Genomic DNA, 14,656 nt, shown 5'->3' with positions numbered 1-14,656 from the left:
ATGTATATGAATGCAGGGCGCATCGTTGGCTTCAGTATTGATCTCCTTGCTGGCATGTCCGATATCCTTCAGCGCATGCCTTTCGTACTCCAAGCGGCGGCGTGGTTCGATGAGCTGCTGCGGCGCTCTGATTGGCACCTGATCCAGCAGGCGATTCTGGACATTGCCGCAGGCCGGGGCGTGCGATGAGTCGGACGCAGTGCGTGGGCTGGCGACGGGGCGTGCTTGTACTGGCAGTCGCTGCCGTTGTTACGGTGGTAGTGACTCAAGCGCTTTCGGATGATCCGGAAATTGCGCTGATGATTGGTGAGCCTTGGGAAAACATGCGACAGCGCTCCAGCGCGGCGATTGATCCAGCCATACCCGGGCATTTTCGGGGGGGAATGCCCAGATCAGATGCGCGCCTTCGTTTCCTGGATCCCCAGTTCGGATTCGTGACCCCACTCGCTCGTTTTTTCACGATCAGTTTCAACAGCGATCAGTCAATCAGCAGTGTGCGGATGTCTCCGCAAATTGAGCCGCTACTACTCGACGAAACGCTCAAGGTCGTGCTGAATCTGCAGGAGCAATGGCGCCAAGGAGGCTGGACGCCAATCCGAACCCAGGACTTCCCGTCGTTCGAAGATACACCACAATGGCGCGCACAGTTGCGAGATGTAAATAGAGGCGGAAAAGCCTACTGGCAAGTGGACAAACAGTATCGGGTGATGTTGGTGGTTAATCGCTTCAAGGACAACAAGCGCCCAACAGAGGAGCGTTACCTCATCACCCTGGAACTTGCTACACCGTGACTCTGTATTTTGATGACGGGCACGCCATTGGCTTTGGCACCAATCCCATTGCCGAGCGGTCCGATGTCCAACAATGCATGGCCCTCGTGCTCAAGGCCGCAGCGCAGTTCGATGAGCTGCTGCAGTGCTCTGATCGCCCTCTGATTGAGCGGGCGTGTTGCCGACATAAAGCCGAATGATGTCATCGATCTCCCCGGACATCTTCATCCGCACCAGGGTGCGCAGAATGCGCTCCACCGGCACTTGCGGGTCGTTGCGTACGTAGCAGCCGACATTCTGCTCCTGCAGCACCGCCACGCTGTGCAGCTGTTGCTCCGGTAGCAGGCGCTGATTGAACCAGTCCAGGCTCCATCGATTGCTGACCGCATAGCGGTTGCGGCCGGCGAGGAGTTTTTCCAGCACCTGTTCCTGGCTGCGTGCGTCGTCGCGATGCAATTGATCGGTGTCGAACAACGGTTGCAGGGTCGTGTAGCTGTAGCTCAGCACGGTGCCGATGGACTGGTTTGGCAGATCCGCCGGGTTCACGGCTGCGGGTTGCGCATGCCGGGCGATCAACAGGTCGGGCTGGGTAAAGAGCGGGATACTCCAGAGATAATCGTCAGGCCGATCGGGCAGCCACGATTGCGCGGCATAACAGCGGACATCGACCTCGCCTTGCTCCATGGCGTTTTCCACCCGCCCGCGGGGCAATACATGGAATTCGGCCGGCACGCCGACCTGGGTCGCAAGGCTGAGCATCACGTCATACAGGATGCCCTGGGTCGGTTTGCCCCGTTCAAGCTGCACCATGGGCATGGTCCAGCTGTCGGATATCACGAAGCGCAGCGGTGCTTGCGCAGCCACGCCGTCCAGGCTGATCAACAGCAATGCCCCCAAGGCCAGCCGCATAAACACTCCGCTAAAAGCCCCCGATGTGCAGCTTAGCCACAATACACGAGCGCACCGGATGCAATTTGTCCCTTGCTCCGCTAGCATTAGCCGCTTCTGCTTCCTTCGCTGCGACGGTTTTCGATGAGTTATCAGGTTCTTGCACGTAAATGGCGTCCGCGCTCGTTCCGCGAAATGGTCGGCCAGACCCATGTGCTCAAGGCTCTGATCAATGCCTTGGACAGCCAGCGGCTGCACCACGCCTACCTCTTTACCGGTACCCGCGGGGTCGGCAAGACCACCATCGCGCGGATCATTGCCAAATGCCTTAACTGCGAGACAGGTATCACTTCGACCCCTTGTGGCGAATGCTCGGTGTGTCGCGAAATCGACGAAGGACGCTTTGTCGACCTGATCGAGATCGACGCCGCTAGCCGCACCAAGGTCGAAGATACTCGCGAATTGCTCGACAACGTGCAGTACGCCCCGAGCCGCGGGCGCTTCAAGGTCTATCTGATCGACGAAGTGCACATGCTCTCCAGTCATTCCTTCAACGCGCTGCTCAAAACCCTTGAGGAGCCGCCACCCTACGTCAAGTTCATCCTGGCGACCACTGACCCGCAGAAACTTCCGGCAACGATTCTGTCGCGGTGCCTGCAGTTCTCCCTGAAGAACATGACGCCGGAACGCGTTGTCGAGCACCTGACCCACGTACTGGGTGTCGAGAACGTACCGTTCGAAGACGATGCGCTGTGGCTGCTGGGCCGTGCCGCCGACGGGTCGATGCGTGATGCCATGAGCCTGACCGATCAGGCCATTGCCTTCGGTGAAGGCAAGGTCATGGCCGCCGACGTGCGGGCGATGCTCGGGACCCTCGATCACGGGCAGGTCTACGACGTCCTGCATGCGCTGATCGAAGGCGATGCCAAGGCGTTGCTCGAAGCTGTCCGCCACCTGGCCGAACAAGGCCCGGACTGGAACGGCGTGCTTTCGGAAATTCTCAATGTGCTGCACCGCGTTGCCATCGCCCAGGCCTTGCCGGAAGGTGTCGATAACGGTCATGGCGACCGTGATCGCGTGCTGGCACTGGCCCAGGCGTTGCCGGCCGAAGACGTGCAGTTCTACTACCAGATGGGCCTGATCGGACGCCGCGACCTGCCGCTGGCGCCGGATCCCCGGGGCGGTTTTGAAATGGTGCTGCTGCGGATGCTGGCGTTCCGGCCCGCAGACACCGCGGATGCCCCGAGGCAACCGCTAAAGCCAGTGGGGATCAGCCAGGCCACAGTTGATTCCGCAAACTCAGTGGCTGCCGCGCCGGTTGTTGCGCCGGTAGTCGCTGCGGCCGTTGCACCGATAGCGGCTGCGCCAGTGGCAGCTCCAGCGCCTGCACCGGAACCGGTTGCGCCGGTCGTTGTGCCAGAACTTGTGCCTGTGGTTGAAGCGGTCGTGGTCGAAGAGGTTGTCGACCTGCCGTGGAATGACCCGGTCGAGCCAGCGCCCGTCCAGCAACCGGCGGCAGAGCCGGTGTTGGAAACCGCCAGCGAACAACCCGAATTACCGCCAATGCCTTTGCCGACGCCGGACAGCGTGGTGCCGGATGCCCCGGAGTGGACCGCTGCGCCGATCCCGGAACCTTCGGTGGTCGCCGTTGATGCCGCGACGCCGGGCATGGACCTGGATGACGAGCCGCCGCTGGATGAGGATTACATCGAGCCGGACATGGATTCGGCCTACAGTTACCTCGACGAACTGGCCAGCGAGCATGCCGCCGACCCGGCTCCGGAGCCCGAGCCTGAGCCCGCGGCGATGCCGGCCACCGGTCTGGCCCTGCAATGGCTGGAGCTGTTCCCGAAATTGCCAATCTCCGGCATGACCGGCAGTATCGCCGCCAATTGCACGTTGATCGCGGTCGATGGCGACAATTGGCTGATGCACCTGGACCCGGCCCACAGTGCCTTGTTCAACGCCACGCAACAGCGTCGCCTCAACGATGCGCTGAACCAGTATCACCAGCGCACGCTGACCCTGAGCATCGAGCTGATCAAGCCCGAGCAGGAAACCCCGGCACAAGCGGCTTCTCGCCGCCGTGCCAACCGTCAGCGCGAGGCGGAGGAATCGATCCACGGTGATCCGTTCATCCAGCAAATGATGCAGCAGTTCGGTGCGGTGGTCCGTAACGATACTATTGAACCTGTCGACGCCCTGGTCACTCAGGGCTAATAACTGAAGGCACCTGGCCGCATGGGCCGGGCGCTGTTTTAATCCAAGTACTTTTGAGGTGATTACCATGATGAAAGGTGGCATGGCCGGCCTGATGAAGCAGGCGCAGCAGATGCAGGAAAAAATGGCCAAGATGCAGGAAGAACTGGCCAACGCCGAAGTCACCGGTAAGGCCGGTGGCGATATGGTCACCGTGGTGATGACCGGTCGTCATGACGTCAAGAGCGTGACCATCGACCCAAGCCTGGTCGAAGGCATGAGCGAAGACGACAAGGAAATGCTCGAAGCGGTCATCGCATCCGCGGTCAACGATGCCGTGCGCAAGATCGAAGCCAACAGCCAGGACAAAATGGGCAGCATGACTGCCGGCATGCAACTGCCGCCGGGCATGAAACTGCCATTCTGATTCGCCATCAGGCGGCAGATGAGTTACAAAAATGCCAGGCATAGCACCTGGCATTTTTGTTTCTGGCTGACAGGGATGCGGTGCCTGTGAAGTCGCCTCGGTCTTGCTGAATAAACATCGAACGCCATACCGCCACAAAGGTCTGCTCCCTACATCACTGAACCTCATCGATCACAGGAGACGCTGCCATGTCCGACCCCATGACCCTCAATCAACGCATTGTCCTGGCTTCTCGCCCGGTGGGTGCGCCAACGCCGGAAAACTTCCGTATGGAGCGGGTGGCGCTGCCGGACCTGGCCGACGGTCAGGTGCTGCTCAAGACCGTTTTCCTGTCGCTGGATCCCTACATGCGCGGACGCATGAGTGACGCACCGTCCTACGCCGCACCGGTGGAAATCGGCGAAGTCATGACCGGGGGCGCTGTCAGCCGGGTCGAGCGGTCGCTCAATCCGAAGTTTCAGGAAGGTGACCTGGTGGTCGGTGCCACCGGTTGGCAAAGCCACAGCATCAATGACGGTCGCAGCATCATTCCGATTCCCGCGCTGCCAAGCCCTTCGATGGCCCTCGGGGTGCTGGGTATGCCGGGTATGACCGCGTACATGGGCCTGATGGACATCGGCCAGCCGAAGGCCGGCGAAACCCTGGTGGTCGCAGCGGCGTCCGGGGCAGTGGGCTCGGTGGTCGGCCAAGTGGCGAAGATCAAGGGGCTGCGCGTGGTCGGTGTGGCCGGTGGTGCGGAGAAGTGCCGTTATGTGGTCGACGAGTTGGGTTTCGACGCCTGCATCGACCACAAGAGCCCGGACTTTGCCGACGAACTGGCGCAAGCCTGTCCCAAGGGCATCGACATCTATTATGAAAACGTCGGCGGCAAGGTGTTCGACGCCGTGGTGCCATTGCTCAATCCCAAGGCACGGATTCCGCTGTGTGGTTTGATCGCATCCTATAACGCCCATGAGGCGCCGAGCGGCCCGGATCGCCTGCCACTATTGCAGCGCACCCTGTTGACCAAGCGAGTGCGCATCCAGGGCTTCATCGTGTTCGATGACTATGGTGATCGCCAGCCGGAATTCCTCAGTGCCATGGCGCCCTGGGTACGCGATGGCAAGGTGAAGTTCCGCGAAGACGTGGTCGATGGCCTGGAGCAGGCACCTGATGCGTTCATCGGCTTGCTGGAAGGGCGCAATTTCGGAAAATTGGTGGTTCGGGTTTCCCGGGACTGAGTAATTGACGCTGCAATTTGACGCTCAACCGAGGCGCGGGTATAAACCGCGTCTCGTTGTTTTGTCGGACTTTTCCACCATGAGCTTCAGCCCTTTGATTCGCCAACTGATCGACGCCCTGCGAATTTTGCCTGGCGTGGGTCAGAAAACCGCCCAGCGCATGGCGTTGCAGTTGCTCGAGCGTGACCGCAGCGGCGGCTCGCGACTGGCGCTGGCCCTGAGCCAGGCCATGGAAGGGGTCGGTCACTGCCGCTTGTGCCGTACGCTGACGGAAGATGACCTGTGCCCGCAATGCGCCGATACCCGTCGCGACGACACCTTGCTCTGCGTGGTGGAAGGGCCGATGGACGTCTATGCGGTGGAGCAGACCGGTTTTCGCGGGCGCTATTTCGTGCTCAAGGGCCATCTGTCGCCGCTCGACGGCTTGGGGCCGGAAGCCATCGGCATTCCGCAGTTGATGGCACGGATCGAAGAGGCCGGCACCTTCACCGAAGTCATCCTGGCCACCAACCCGACCGTGGAAGGTGAAGCCACGGCGCACTACATCGCCCAATTGCTCAGCAGCAAAGGCCTGATCGCCTCGCGCATCGCCCATGGCGTACCGCTGGGTGGCGAGCTGGAGCTGGTGGATGGCGGGACGCTAGCGCATTCGTTTGCCGGGCGTAAGCCGATCACCCTGTAATTTGTGTTGTTCGGGCTGACGCCATCGTCGGATCGCCGCCCGGAGCAAGCTCGCTCCCACATTGGTTTTGTGTGCACCGCAGAACCCCTGTGAGCGAGCTTGCTCGCGATGCAGGCGGCGCGGTCCGTCTGAATGACACAATCCTGTTGAAAACCAAGCAAGCGCTCGGTTAACTTCACTGACCCCTTCAGTGGAGCTCGCCGATGTCTGCCTTTCAGGAATACTTCGACCCCAGCCACCAATTGGTCCGCGACAGCGTCAGACGTTTCGTCGAGCGCGAGATTCTTCCTGACATCTCGCAGTGGGAAGAAGCCGAAAGCTTTCCTCGCGAGCTCTACCTCAAGGCCGGCGCGGCGGGGATTCTCGGCATCGGGTACCCGGAGGCCTACGGAGGCAGCCACGAAGGGGATCTGTTCGCCAAGGTTGCCGCCAGTGAAGAGTTGATGCGCTGCGGCTCAGGCGGGTTGGTCGCCGGCCTGGGGTCGCTGGATATCGGCTTGCCGCCCATTCTCAAGTGGGCCCGACCCGAAGTGCGGGATCGAGTGCTGCCCCAGGTGCTGTCGGGAGAGAAGATCAGCGCCCTGGCCATCACCGAGCCTGGCGGTGGCTCCGACGTCGCCAACCTGCAAACCCGAGCGGTGCGCGACGGCGATTTCTACCGGGTCAGTGGCAGCAAGACCTTTATCACCAGCGGCGTGCGCGCGGATTTCTATACCGTCGCAGTGCGAACGGGCGAACCGGGTTTCGGTGGCATCAGCCTGTTACTGATCGAGAAGGGCACACCGGGTTTCACCGTAGGACGGCAGCTGAAGAAAATGGGCTGGTGGGCGTCAGACACCGCTGAACTGTTCTTCGATGATTGCCGCGTACCCGCAGGCAATCTGATTGGCGTCGAGAACATGGGCTTCGCCTGCATCATGGGCAACTTCCAGAGCGAACGCCTGGCGTTGGCATTGATGGCCAACATGACCGCACAGCTGGCGCTGGAAGAGAGCCTGAAATGGGCGAGCGAGCGCGAAGCCTTTGGCAAACCGATCGGCAAGTTTCAGGTGATCAAGCATCGCCTCGCCGAGATGGCGACCGCGCTGGAGGTGTCCCGGGAGTTCACATACCGCCAGGCCGCGAAAATGGCTGCGGGGCAGAGTGTGATCAAGGAGATTTCCATGGCCAAGAATTTTGCGACAGATACTGCGGACCGGATCGTGAACGATGCGGTGCAGATACTCGGTGGGCTGGGTTACATGCGCGAGAGCCTGGTGGAGCGGCTGTATCGCGATAACCGGATCCTGTCGATTGGCGGCGGGACGCGGGAGGTGATGAACGAGATCATCAGCAAGCAGATGGGGCTTTGAAGTGATGTGGTGAGGCGACTGACGCCATCGCGAGCTTGCTCGCGATGGCGGTCTGACAGGCGCCGCTTACTTGTCGCTCAACGCAAACTGCGTCAGGCAGAACGTAGGAATGCCCATATCTTCCAGACGCTGCGAGCCACCCAGTTCCGGCAGATCGATGATCGCCGCCGCTTCATGCACCCGGGCGCCCATGCGGCGGATCAGATTGGCGGCGGCAATCAAGGTGCCGCCGGTGGCGATCAGGTCATCGAACATCACCACCGAATCCCCCTCGCACAAGCTGTCGGCGTGCACTTCCAGGAAGGCTTCGCCGTATTCGGTCGCATAGCCCTCGGCCAGCACGTCGGCTGGCAGCTTGCCTTGCTTGCGGAACAACACCAGCGGCTTGTTCAACTGATAGGCCAGTACCGAACCGATCAGGAAGCCACGGGCGTCCATCGCGCCGATGTGGGTGAAGTCAGCTTCGACATAACGGTGGGCAAAGCTGTCCATCACCAGGCGCAGGGCCGTAGGCGACTGAAACAGCGGGGTGATATCGCGAAAGATCACACCCGGTTTCGGGAAGTCGATGACAGGGCGGATGAGGGATTTGATGTCGAAGGAGTCGAAGACCATCGTCGTGGTGTCCTGGCAGGCTGCAAACGACGCAGTATAACGGCGGCTGAACCGTTTCGCTCAGCCGCAACGTTTTGTTTCAGCCTTCCAGTGAGCCACCGGCCAGGGCGCACAGCTGGATCGGGTCGATAATCCGGATTTCCTTGCCTTCTGCCGCAATCAGCTCGTTTTGCTGGAAGCGGGTAAAGACGCGGGACACGGTCTCCACCGCCAGGCCCAGGTAGTTGCCGATTTCGTTACGCGACATGCTGAGGCGGAACTGATTGGCGGAAAAACCTCGGGCGCGGAAACGTGCCGAAAGGTTGACCAGGAAGGTGGCGATGCGTTCGTCGGCGGTCTTTTTCGACAACAGCAGCATCATCTGCTGGTCGTCACGGATTTCGCGACTCATCACCCGCATCAGCTGACGGCGCAACTGCGGCAGTTGCAGAGCCAGTTCGTCGAGGCGTTCAAAGGGGATTTCACACACCGAGGTGGTTTCCAGGGCTTGTGCCGACACAGGGTGCTTTTCCGTGTCCATACCCGAAAGGCCGACCAGTTCGCTGGGCAGGTGGAAGCCGGTGAGCTGTTCTTCGCCGGTGTCGCTCAGGCTGAAGGTCTTGAGGGCGCCAGAACGGACCGCGTAGACAGAATCGAAGGTATCGCCCTGGCGGAACAGAAATTCGCCTTTTTTCAGCGGCCGGCCACGTTTGACGATTTCGTCCAGCGCCTCCATGTCTTCCAGATTCAGCGAAAGTGGCAGGCAAAGAGGGGCCAGGCTGCAATCCTTGCAATGGGCTTGATTATGAGCACGCAGTTTTACTGGCTCGGACATTTCTTCAATCCTTGTGGGAATTCACACATAAGACGTAAGGGTAACTCACCATAGGATATCGAGGCCAGTCTGGGGCGCTAGCTTGCAGAATTAGATTACCCGTGAAAATCGCTGGCGACTGTGTTGTTCCAGGTACGCGTCGAACACCATGCACACCGAGCGCACCAACAGTCGCCCGGCGGGCAGAATGGTGATCCTGTCGCGATCGAGCTCGATCAGCCCGTCTTTGGCCATGTATTGCAACTGGGGCCAGAGATCGCCGAAATAGCCTTGGAAGTCGATGTTGAAGGCCTGTTCGATGTCAGCGTATTCGAGACTGAAATTGCAGATCAATTGCTGGATGACCGCACGCCGCAGCCGGTCATCGGCATTGCACAGCAGGCCGCGGCTGGTGGCCAGTTGCATGGATGCGAGCGCGTTCTGGTATTGGTTCAGGTCGCTGCTGTTCTGGCAGTACAGGTCGCCGATCTGGCTGATCGCCGACACGCCGAGGCCGATCAAATCGCAATGACCGTGGGTGGTATAGCCCTGGAAATTGCGTTGCAGGGTCGATTCTTCCTGGGCAATCGCAAGCTCGTCGTCGGGCAGGGCGAAGTGGTCCATGCCGATATAGCGGTAGCCGGCGGCGATCAGTTGCTCAATGGTGCGCTGCAGCATTTCCAGTTTCTGCGCAGGTGTCGGCAGTTCATCGCTGTTGATGCGTCGCTGGGGCATGAAGCGCTCCGGCAAGTGTGCGTAGTTGAACACCGATAACCTGTCCGGTTGCAGGTTGATGACCTCCTCGACGGTGCGGGCGAAATTCTCCGGCGTCTGTCTGGGCAGGCCGTAGATCAGGTCGATATTGATCGAGCGAAACTGCAAGGTGCGGGCGGCATCGATTACCGCGCGGGTTTCTTCCAGGCTTTGCAGGCGATTGACTGCACGTTGCACCGCCGGGTCGAGGTCTTGCAGACCGATGCTGACCCGATTGAAACCTAGTTCGCGCAGCAGGCCCATGGTCGACCAGTCGGCCTCGCGCGGGTCGATCTCGATGCCGTAGTCGCCGGTGTCGTCGTCCAGCAAATTGAAGTGTTTGCGCAAATGCGCCATCAACTGGCGTAGTTCATCGTGGCTGAGAAAGGTCGGCGTGCCGCCACCGAAGTGCAGTTGCTCGACTTTCTGCGTAGGGTCGAGGTGGCAGGCGATCAACTGGATTTCCTGTTCCAGGCGCTGCAAATACGGCTGCGCCCGCCCGCGATCCTTGGTGATGACCTTGTTGCAGGCGCAGTAATAGCAAATGTTCGCGCAGAACGGCACGTGTACGTACAGCGACAACGGGCGTTGGGCCTTGCGGCTGTCGCGCAGGGCATGAAATAGGTCGAAGGTGCCGACCTGGCTGTTGAATTGCACGGCGGTCGGGTACGAGGTGTAGCGTGGTCCCGCCAGGTCATAACGGCGGATCAGATCGGTGTCCCAACGAATGGCGTCGAGCATCATGCGGGCATTCCCCGGATAGGCTGGCATTGTCAGCCACTTTATGCGAGGGCGGGGTGGGGCATCTTGATTTGCATCAAGGTCAGAATCTATGTCGTTTGTGAGGGCCTCATCGCGAGCTTGCTCGCGATGGGCGCGCCGCCGATCTAGTGCCCCATGAGCCAATGCTGATGCGGCCCCGGCAAGGTCCAGATGCCGAACAGTATCACCAGCAATCCGCCCGCCATCCGCACGCTGCGCTTGCGCAACAACGCGGTGATGCGCTCGGCGGCAAGGCCTGTCGCCAGCAGCACCGGCCAGGTGCCGAGCCCGAACGCCAGCATCAACAAAGCACTGTCCAGTGCGTTGCCCTGGCTGGCCGACCATAGCAAGGTGCTGTAGACCAGGCCACACGGCAGCCAGCCCCAGAGCGCGCCCAGCAGCAGCGCGCGCGGAACGTTCGACACCGGCAGCAACCGGTTGGCAACTGGCTGAATATGCCGCCACAGGCCTCGACCGAGGCTTTCGATACGGGTCAGGCCGCTCCACCAGCCGGCCAGGTACAGGCCCATGGCAATCAGCAGCAAGCCGGCTAGGATGCGCAGGAACATCGCCGCCGGGCTGCTGGCCACGGCCCATCCGGCCAGGCCGATCAGCAGTCCGGCACAGGCATAGCTCAGAATCCGGCCCAGGTTATAGGCCAGCAGCAGACGAAAGCGGCGGCTGCGTTGCTCCTTGGGAATCGCCAGGGTCAGCGCGCCCATCAGGCCGCCGCACATGCCCAGGCAATGGCCGCCGCCGAGCAAACCGAGGATCACCGCAGACACCAGCAGTGGCGTCAATTCAAGCATGGGGCGGGGCCTTGTCGTCCGTTTTGGCAGGTTGGCCGCTGGCCTCGTCGACGGCGGCGGTGTGGTTCGGGTCCTGGTCGTCGAACAGGATGCTGTGGGCCGGGCCGTCAAGATCGTCGTACTGACCGCTATCCACCGCCCAGAAGAAGATATAGACGGCGATGGCCACGATCAGCAGCGCAGCGGGAATCATCACGTAAAGAGCTGGCATCTGGACTCCATGCCCGCGCGGCTCAGGCCGGCAGCGGGCGGGTTTCTGGCGTGGTGCCGTGGGCGGGCGCGCTCGGCATGCGAGTCAGGCGCAGCGCGTTCAACACCACGGTCAACGAACTGATCGACATGCCCACCGCCGCCCATACCGGAGTGATCCAGCCGAGGGCGGCGAAGGGCAACATGAGGCCATTGTACAACCCGGCCCACAGAAGGTTCTCGATAATGACCCGACGGGTGCGCCGCGCCAGACTGAAGGCTTGCACCAGCGCGTCGAGGCGGTTGGACAGCAGCACGGCGTCGGCATTGGTTTTCGCCAGGTCGGTGGCCGAGCCCATGGCGACGCTAATATCCGCAGCCGCCAGCACCGGTACGTCATTGACCCCGTCACCGAGCATCAACACCTTGCGACCTTCCTTGTGCAGTTGTTGCAGGACCTGCAGTTTATCGTCCGGACGCAAGCCGCCGCGGGCTTCATCAATACCCAGTTCCGCCGCCACGCTGGCGACCATAGGCGAGCTGTCGCCGGACAGCAACAGCGTGCGCCAGCCGCGGGCCTTGCACGCGGCGAGCAGTGCGGGCGCATCGGCACGCAAGCGATCATCGAGGACGAGCCAGGCCAGCGGCCGCTCGCTGTCGCCGAGTAGCAGCCATTGGCCGGGTTCTTCGGGCATCGATGGCACCATGGCACCGCTGAGTTCGCAGACAAAACGCGGTTGGCCGATCCGCAGGCGCCGCCCATCAACCAGCCCCTCCAGGCCAAGACCTGGTGTGCTGTGGACTTCCTCGGCAGCCGTCGGCGCACGACCGAAAGCGCGGGCGATCGGATGTTCGGAGCGGTTTTCCAGGGCGGCAGCGAGGCTCAGGCATTGATCGCTGTCGAGCGCGCCGAGGGGGCGGATCGAGCGCAGCGCCAGGCGTCCTTCGGTGAGGGTGCCGGTCTTGTCGAAAATCACCGTGTCGATCTGGTTCAGGCCTTCCAGCACATGGCCGCGGGTCAGCAACAGACCGAGCTTGTGCAGTGTGCCCGTGGCGGCGGTGAGGGCGGTTGGCGTCGCCAGCGACAAGGCGCACGGGCAGGTCGCCACCAGCATCGCCAGTACGATCCAGAAGGCTCGCGAGGCGTCCAACTGCCACCACAACAGGCCAATCGCGGCGGCGGCGACCAGCGACAACAGCAGGAACCATTGCGCGGCGCGGTCGGCGATTTCCGCCAGGCGCGGTTTTTCGGCCTGGGCACGATCGAGCAGGCGCACGATGGCCGAGAGGCGAGTGTCCTGGCCCAGGGCCTGGACCTCGACGGTCAGTGCGCCTTCGACGTTCATTGTGCCAGCGGTGACGGCGTCGCCGAGGGTGCGTGGTTGCGGCAGGTATTCGCCGGTCAGCAGCGACTCGTCGACACTCGACTGGCCGTCGAGGATCTTGCCGTCAGCCGGGAGAATGGCGCCCGGATGAACCAGCACCTGATCGCCGACACGCAGTTCACTGAGCAGAATGCGTTCGCTCTGGCCATCGGCTGACAATCGCAGGCACGAGGCAGGCAATAGGTTCACAAGCTGCGCGGTGGCGGCGGCGGTGCGCTCGCGGGCGCGACGTTCCAGATAACGCCCGGCCAGCAGGAACAGGGCAAACATGCCGACGGCATCGAAATACAGTTCGCCGACCCCGGTGATGGACGTCCAGATCCCGGCGATGTAGGCGCTGCCGATGGCCAGCGACACCGAAACGTCCATGGTCAGGTGGCGGGTGCGCAGATCGCGCATGGCGCCTTTGAAAAACGGCGCGCAACTGTAGAACACAATCGGGGTGGTGAGGAACAGGGCGACCCAGCGCAGGATGGTGTGAAGTTCGGGGCTGAGGTCGATGTTGAATTCAGGCCAGGTGGCCATGGTTGCCATCATCGCCTGGAACCACAGCAGCCCGGCCACGCCGAGCTGGCGCAGGGCCAGGCGGTTTTCGCTGGCCAGTTGTTCGCTGGCCCGGTCGGCCTGATACGGGTGTGCGGCGTACCCGATGTGACGCAGTTCGCTGAGGACCTGGCTCAGCGGTAACTGCCCATCGGCCCAGCGTACGTGCAGGCGATGGTTGGACAGGTTCAGGCGCGCTTCGGCCACGGCCGGCAGGGCGCGCAGGTGCTTTTCAATCAGCCAGCCACAGGCTGCGCAACTGATACCTTCCATCAACAGCGTGGTTTCGGCGAGTTCGCCATCGTGGCGGACAAAGGGTTGCTGCACATCGGCGCGGTCGTACAGCGCCAGTTCATCCACCAGTTGCACCGGCAGCGCTTCAGGGTTGGCCGAGGCTTCGCTGCGGTGCTGGTAATAGCTTTCCAGGCCACCGGCGACAATGGCCTCGGCCACGGCTTGGCAACCTGGGCAGCAGAATTCGCGGGTTTGCCCCAGGACTGCAGCGGTGAAGCGGCTGCCGGCCGGGACGGGCAGGGCGCAGTGATAGCAGGGGAGTGGGGTGGTGGTCATGGAGTATTCACTAGTACTGCTGAATCTCTATCGTCGGATAGGGCCTCATCGCGAGCAAGCTCGCTCCCATAGGGATCATGGGTGTACTCAGGTTCTGAGCACGGCGGTGATCAACTGTGGGAGCGAGCTTGCTCGCGATGCGCGAAGCGCGCTTTTACTTCTTCAGGTCTTCAGCACCTTGCAGCGGTTCGTCACCCAGCAGCAGATCCTTGTCATGGCTGACCGGTTCCTCTTCGAACATGCGCCAGATGTGCTCGTCCTGAGTGCCAAGCAACTCGACAAAACGCCGGCCTTCGATCTTGTCACTCAACTGGCCGATGTAGCGGCCCTGTTCCGTTTCGCTGCGGGTCAGGGTGATCTTGCGATCCTTTTCCGGCTGGGTCGGCGAGATCAGGTTCAGCTCCAGGGTCTTGGGCTGGCTGTCGCCGCTCAGGCGCAGGTCAACCTCGCCAGTCATGCCGTCGAGATGAACACTGGCGCGCATTTTCAGGGTCTGGGCCAGTAATTCACGGTCGAGGGAGCGGTTGATGCCTTTGCCAGCCTCGTAGTAGTTGTCGTTGACCAGGTTGTCCGGGTTCTTCACCGCGATGGTCACCATGGACAAGGTCAGGGCCACCGAGCAGGCCAGGATCCCGATGATGATCCACGGCCAGAGGTGCTTGTACCAGGGACTTGCGGCATTTGCTGCGGGCATGTTCA

The 14,656-nt window shown here is 61.6% G+C and carries 15 protein-coding genes; 7 read left to right on the top strand and 8 right to left on the bottom strand.

What is annotated here, in order from left to right:
• Together AC3WTM_RS09275 and AC3WTM_RS09270 are read left to right on the top strand one after the other, a co-directional pair.
• Window positions 1-189, top strand: coding sequence for a hypothetical protein (locus AC3WTM_RS09275; protein WP_102668957.1), 189 nt, complete (start codon window positions 1-3; stop codon window positions 187-189).
• The gene (locus AC3WTM_RS09270) at window positions 186-791 is read left to right on the top strand and encodes a hypothetical protein (protein ID WP_102668956.1); all 606 of its coding nucleotides are present in this window, start codon (window positions 186-188) and stop codon (window positions 789-791) included. Before AC3WTM_RS09275 ends, AC3WTM_RS09270 begins: the two co-directional genes overlap by 4 nt.
• 90 nt (window positions 792-881) lie before the next feature.
• Here the strand turns inward: AC3WTM_RS09270 and AC3WTM_RS09265 are convergent, their stop codons facing one another.
• Window positions 882-1,679, bottom strand: a complete 798-nt coding sequence (locus AC3WTM_RS09265; protein WP_102668955.1) for a substrate-binding periplasmic protein — start codon at window positions 1,677-1,679, stop codon at window positions 882-884.
• A 123-nt stretch (window positions 1,680-1,802) separates the two neighbouring features.
• On the opposite strand from AC3WTM_RS09265, the gene dnaX reads away from it, so the two are divergent.
• The 5 genes from dnaX to AC3WTM_RS09240 all read left to right on the top strand — a co-directional run bounded on the left by dnaX (window position 1,803) and on the right by AC3WTM_RS09240 (window position 7,538).
• On the top strand, window positions 1,803-3,878 hold the full coding sequence (gene dnaX, locus AC3WTM_RS09260; protein ID WP_102668954.1) for a DNA polymerase III subunit gamma/tau: 2,076 nt from the start codon (window positions 1,803-1,805) through the stop codon (window positions 3,876-3,878).
• Window positions 3,879-3,945: 67 nt separating this feature from the next.
• Complete coding sequence (locus AC3WTM_RS09255) at window positions 3,946-4,284, top strand: YbaB/EbfC family nucleoid-associated protein (protein WP_007971455.1); 339 nt, start codon at window positions 3,946-3,948, stop codon at window positions 4,282-4,284.
• A 188-nt stretch (window positions 4,285-4,472) separates the two neighbouring features.
• Window positions 4,473-5,504, top strand: a complete 1,032-nt coding sequence (gene curA / locus AC3WTM_RS09250) for an NADPH-dependent curcumin/dihydrocurcumin reductase (RefSeq protein WP_102668953.1) — start codon at window positions 4,473-4,475, stop codon at window positions 5,502-5,504.
• Window positions 5,505-5,583: 79 nt separating this feature from the next.
• Window positions 5,584-6,186: a recombination mediator RecR gene (recR, locus tag AC3WTM_RS09245; RefSeq protein WP_057396224.1), complete on the top strand. Its 603-nt coding sequence runs from the start codon at window positions 5,584-5,586 to the stop codon at window positions 6,184-6,186.
• Window positions 6,187-6,389: 203 nt separating this feature from the next.
• On the top strand, window positions 6,390-7,538 hold the full coding sequence (locus AC3WTM_RS09240) for an acyl-CoA dehydrogenase family protein (protein ID WP_102668952.1): 1,149 nt from the start codon (window positions 6,390-6,392) through the stop codon (window positions 7,536-7,538).
• Window positions 7,539-7,604: 66 nt separating this feature from the next.
• Here the strand turns inward: AC3WTM_RS09240 and AC3WTM_RS09235 are convergent, their stop codons facing one another.
• The 7 genes from AC3WTM_RS09235 to AC3WTM_RS09205 form a co-directional block, all read right to left on the bottom strand.
• Window positions 7,605-8,153, bottom strand: coding sequence for an adenine phosphoribosyltransferase (locus AC3WTM_RS09235; protein ID WP_008057870.1), 549 nt, complete (start codon window positions 8,151-8,153; stop codon window positions 7,605-7,607).
• A 79-nt stretch (window positions 8,154-8,232) separates the two neighbouring features.
• The gene (fnr, locus tag AC3WTM_RS09230) at window positions 8,233-8,967 is read right to left on the bottom strand and encodes a fumarate/nitrate reduction transcriptional regulator Fnr (protein WP_102668951.1); all 735 of its coding nucleotides are present in this window, start codon (window positions 8,965-8,967) and stop codon (window positions 8,233-8,235) included.
• 90 nt (window positions 8,968-9,057) lie between these two features.
• Window positions 9,058-10,440, bottom strand: a complete 1,383-nt coding sequence (gene hemN, locus AC3WTM_RS09225) for an oxygen-independent coproporphyrinogen III oxidase (RefSeq protein WP_102669003.1) — start codon at window positions 10,438-10,440, stop codon at window positions 9,058-9,060.
• Between the two features lie 146 nt (window positions 10,441-10,586).
• Window positions 10,587-11,270: a sulfite exporter TauE/SafE family protein gene (locus AC3WTM_RS09220; RefSeq protein ID WP_102668950.1), complete on the bottom strand. Its 684-nt coding sequence runs from the start codon at window positions 11,268-11,270 to the stop codon at window positions 10,587-10,589.
• Window positions 11,263-11,481, bottom strand: coding sequence for a cbb3-type cytochrome oxidase assembly protein CcoS (ccoS, locus tag AC3WTM_RS09215; protein ID WP_056721958.1), 219 nt, complete (start codon window positions 11,479-11,481; stop codon window positions 11,263-11,265). Before ccoS ends, AC3WTM_RS09220 begins: the two co-directional genes overlap by 8 nt.
• A gap of 22 nt (window positions 11,482-11,503) precedes the next feature.
• The gene (locus AC3WTM_RS09210; protein ID WP_102668949.1) at window positions 11,504-13,957 is read right to left on the bottom strand and encodes a heavy metal translocating P-type ATPase; all 2,454 of its coding nucleotides are present in this window, start codon (window positions 13,955-13,957) and stop codon (window positions 11,504-11,506) included.
• A gap of 154 nt (window positions 13,958-14,111) precedes the next feature.
• On the bottom strand, window positions 14,112-14,651 hold the full coding sequence (locus tag AC3WTM_RS09205) for a FixH family protein (protein ID WP_102668948.1): 540 nt from the start codon (window positions 14,649-14,651) through the stop codon (window positions 14,112-14,114).
• Between the last annotated feature and the right edge of the window lie 5 nt (window positions 14,652-14,656).

It is taken from the genome of Pseudomonas sp. EU05-FHT14B02, from assembly GCF_058791055.1.
The sequence above is the reverse complement of the archived record's forward strand: the minus strand, read 5'-3'. Positions and strand labels throughout refer to the sequence as shown.

Excerpts from the sequence above, each read along its gene's own strand:
- AC3WTM_RS09275 (WP_102668957.1), top strand. The coding sequence starts at position 1 with ATGTATATGAATGCAGGGCGCATCGTTGGCTTCAGTATTGATCTCCTT.
- AC3WTM_RS09270 (WP_102668956.1), top strand. The coding sequence starts at position 186 with ATGAGTCGGACGCAGTGCGTGGGCTGGCGACGGGGCGTGCTTGTACTG.
- AC3WTM_RS09265 (WP_102668955.1), bottom strand. The coding sequence starts at position 1,679 with ATGCGGCTGGCCTTGGGGGCATTGCTGTTGATCAGCCTGGACGGCGTG.
- dnaX (WP_102668954.1), top strand. The coding sequence starts at position 1,803 with ATGAGTTATCAGGTTCTTGCACGTAAATGGCGTCCGCGCTCGTTCCGC.
- AC3WTM_RS09255 (WP_007971455.1), top strand. The coding sequence starts at position 3,946 with ATGATGAAAGGTGGCATGGCCGGCCTGATGAAGCAGGCGCAGCAGATG.
- curA (WP_102668953.1), top strand. The coding sequence starts at position 4,473 with ATGTCCGACCCCATGACCCTCAATCAACGCATTGTCCTGGCTTCTCGC.
- recR (WP_057396224.1), top strand. The coding sequence starts at position 5,584 with ATGAGCTTCAGCCCTTTGATTCGCCAACTGATCGACGCCCTGCGAATT.
- AC3WTM_RS09240 (WP_102668952.1), top strand. The coding sequence starts at position 6,390 with ATGTCTGCCTTTCAGGAATACTTCGACCCCAGCCACCAATTGGTCCGC.
- AC3WTM_RS09235 (WP_008057870.1), bottom strand. The coding sequence starts at position 8,153 with ATGGTCTTCGACTCCTTCGACATCAAATCCCTCATCCGCCCTGTCATC.
- fnr (WP_102668951.1), bottom strand. The coding sequence starts at position 8,967 with ATGTCCGAGCCAGTAAAACTGCGTGCTCATAATCAAGCCCATTGCAAG.
- hemN (WP_102669003.1), bottom strand. The coding sequence starts at position 10,440 with ATGCTCGACGCCATTCGTTGGGACACCGATCTGATCCGCCGTTATGAC.
- AC3WTM_RS09220 (WP_102668950.1), bottom strand. The coding sequence starts at position 11,270 with ATGCTTGAATTGACGCCACTGCTGGTGTCTGCGGTGATCCTCGGTTTG.
- ccoS (WP_056721958.1), bottom strand. The coding sequence starts at position 11,481 with ATGCCAGCTCTTTACGTGATGATTCCCGCTGCGCTGCTGATCGTGGCC.
- AC3WTM_RS09210 (WP_102668949.1), bottom strand. The coding sequence starts at position 13,957 with ATGACCACCACCCCACTCCCCTGCTATCACTGCGCCCTGCCCGTCCCG.
- AC3WTM_RS09205 (WP_102668948.1), bottom strand. The coding sequence starts at position 14,651 with ATGCCCGCAGCAAATGCCGCAAGTCCCTGGTACAAGCACCTCTGGCCG.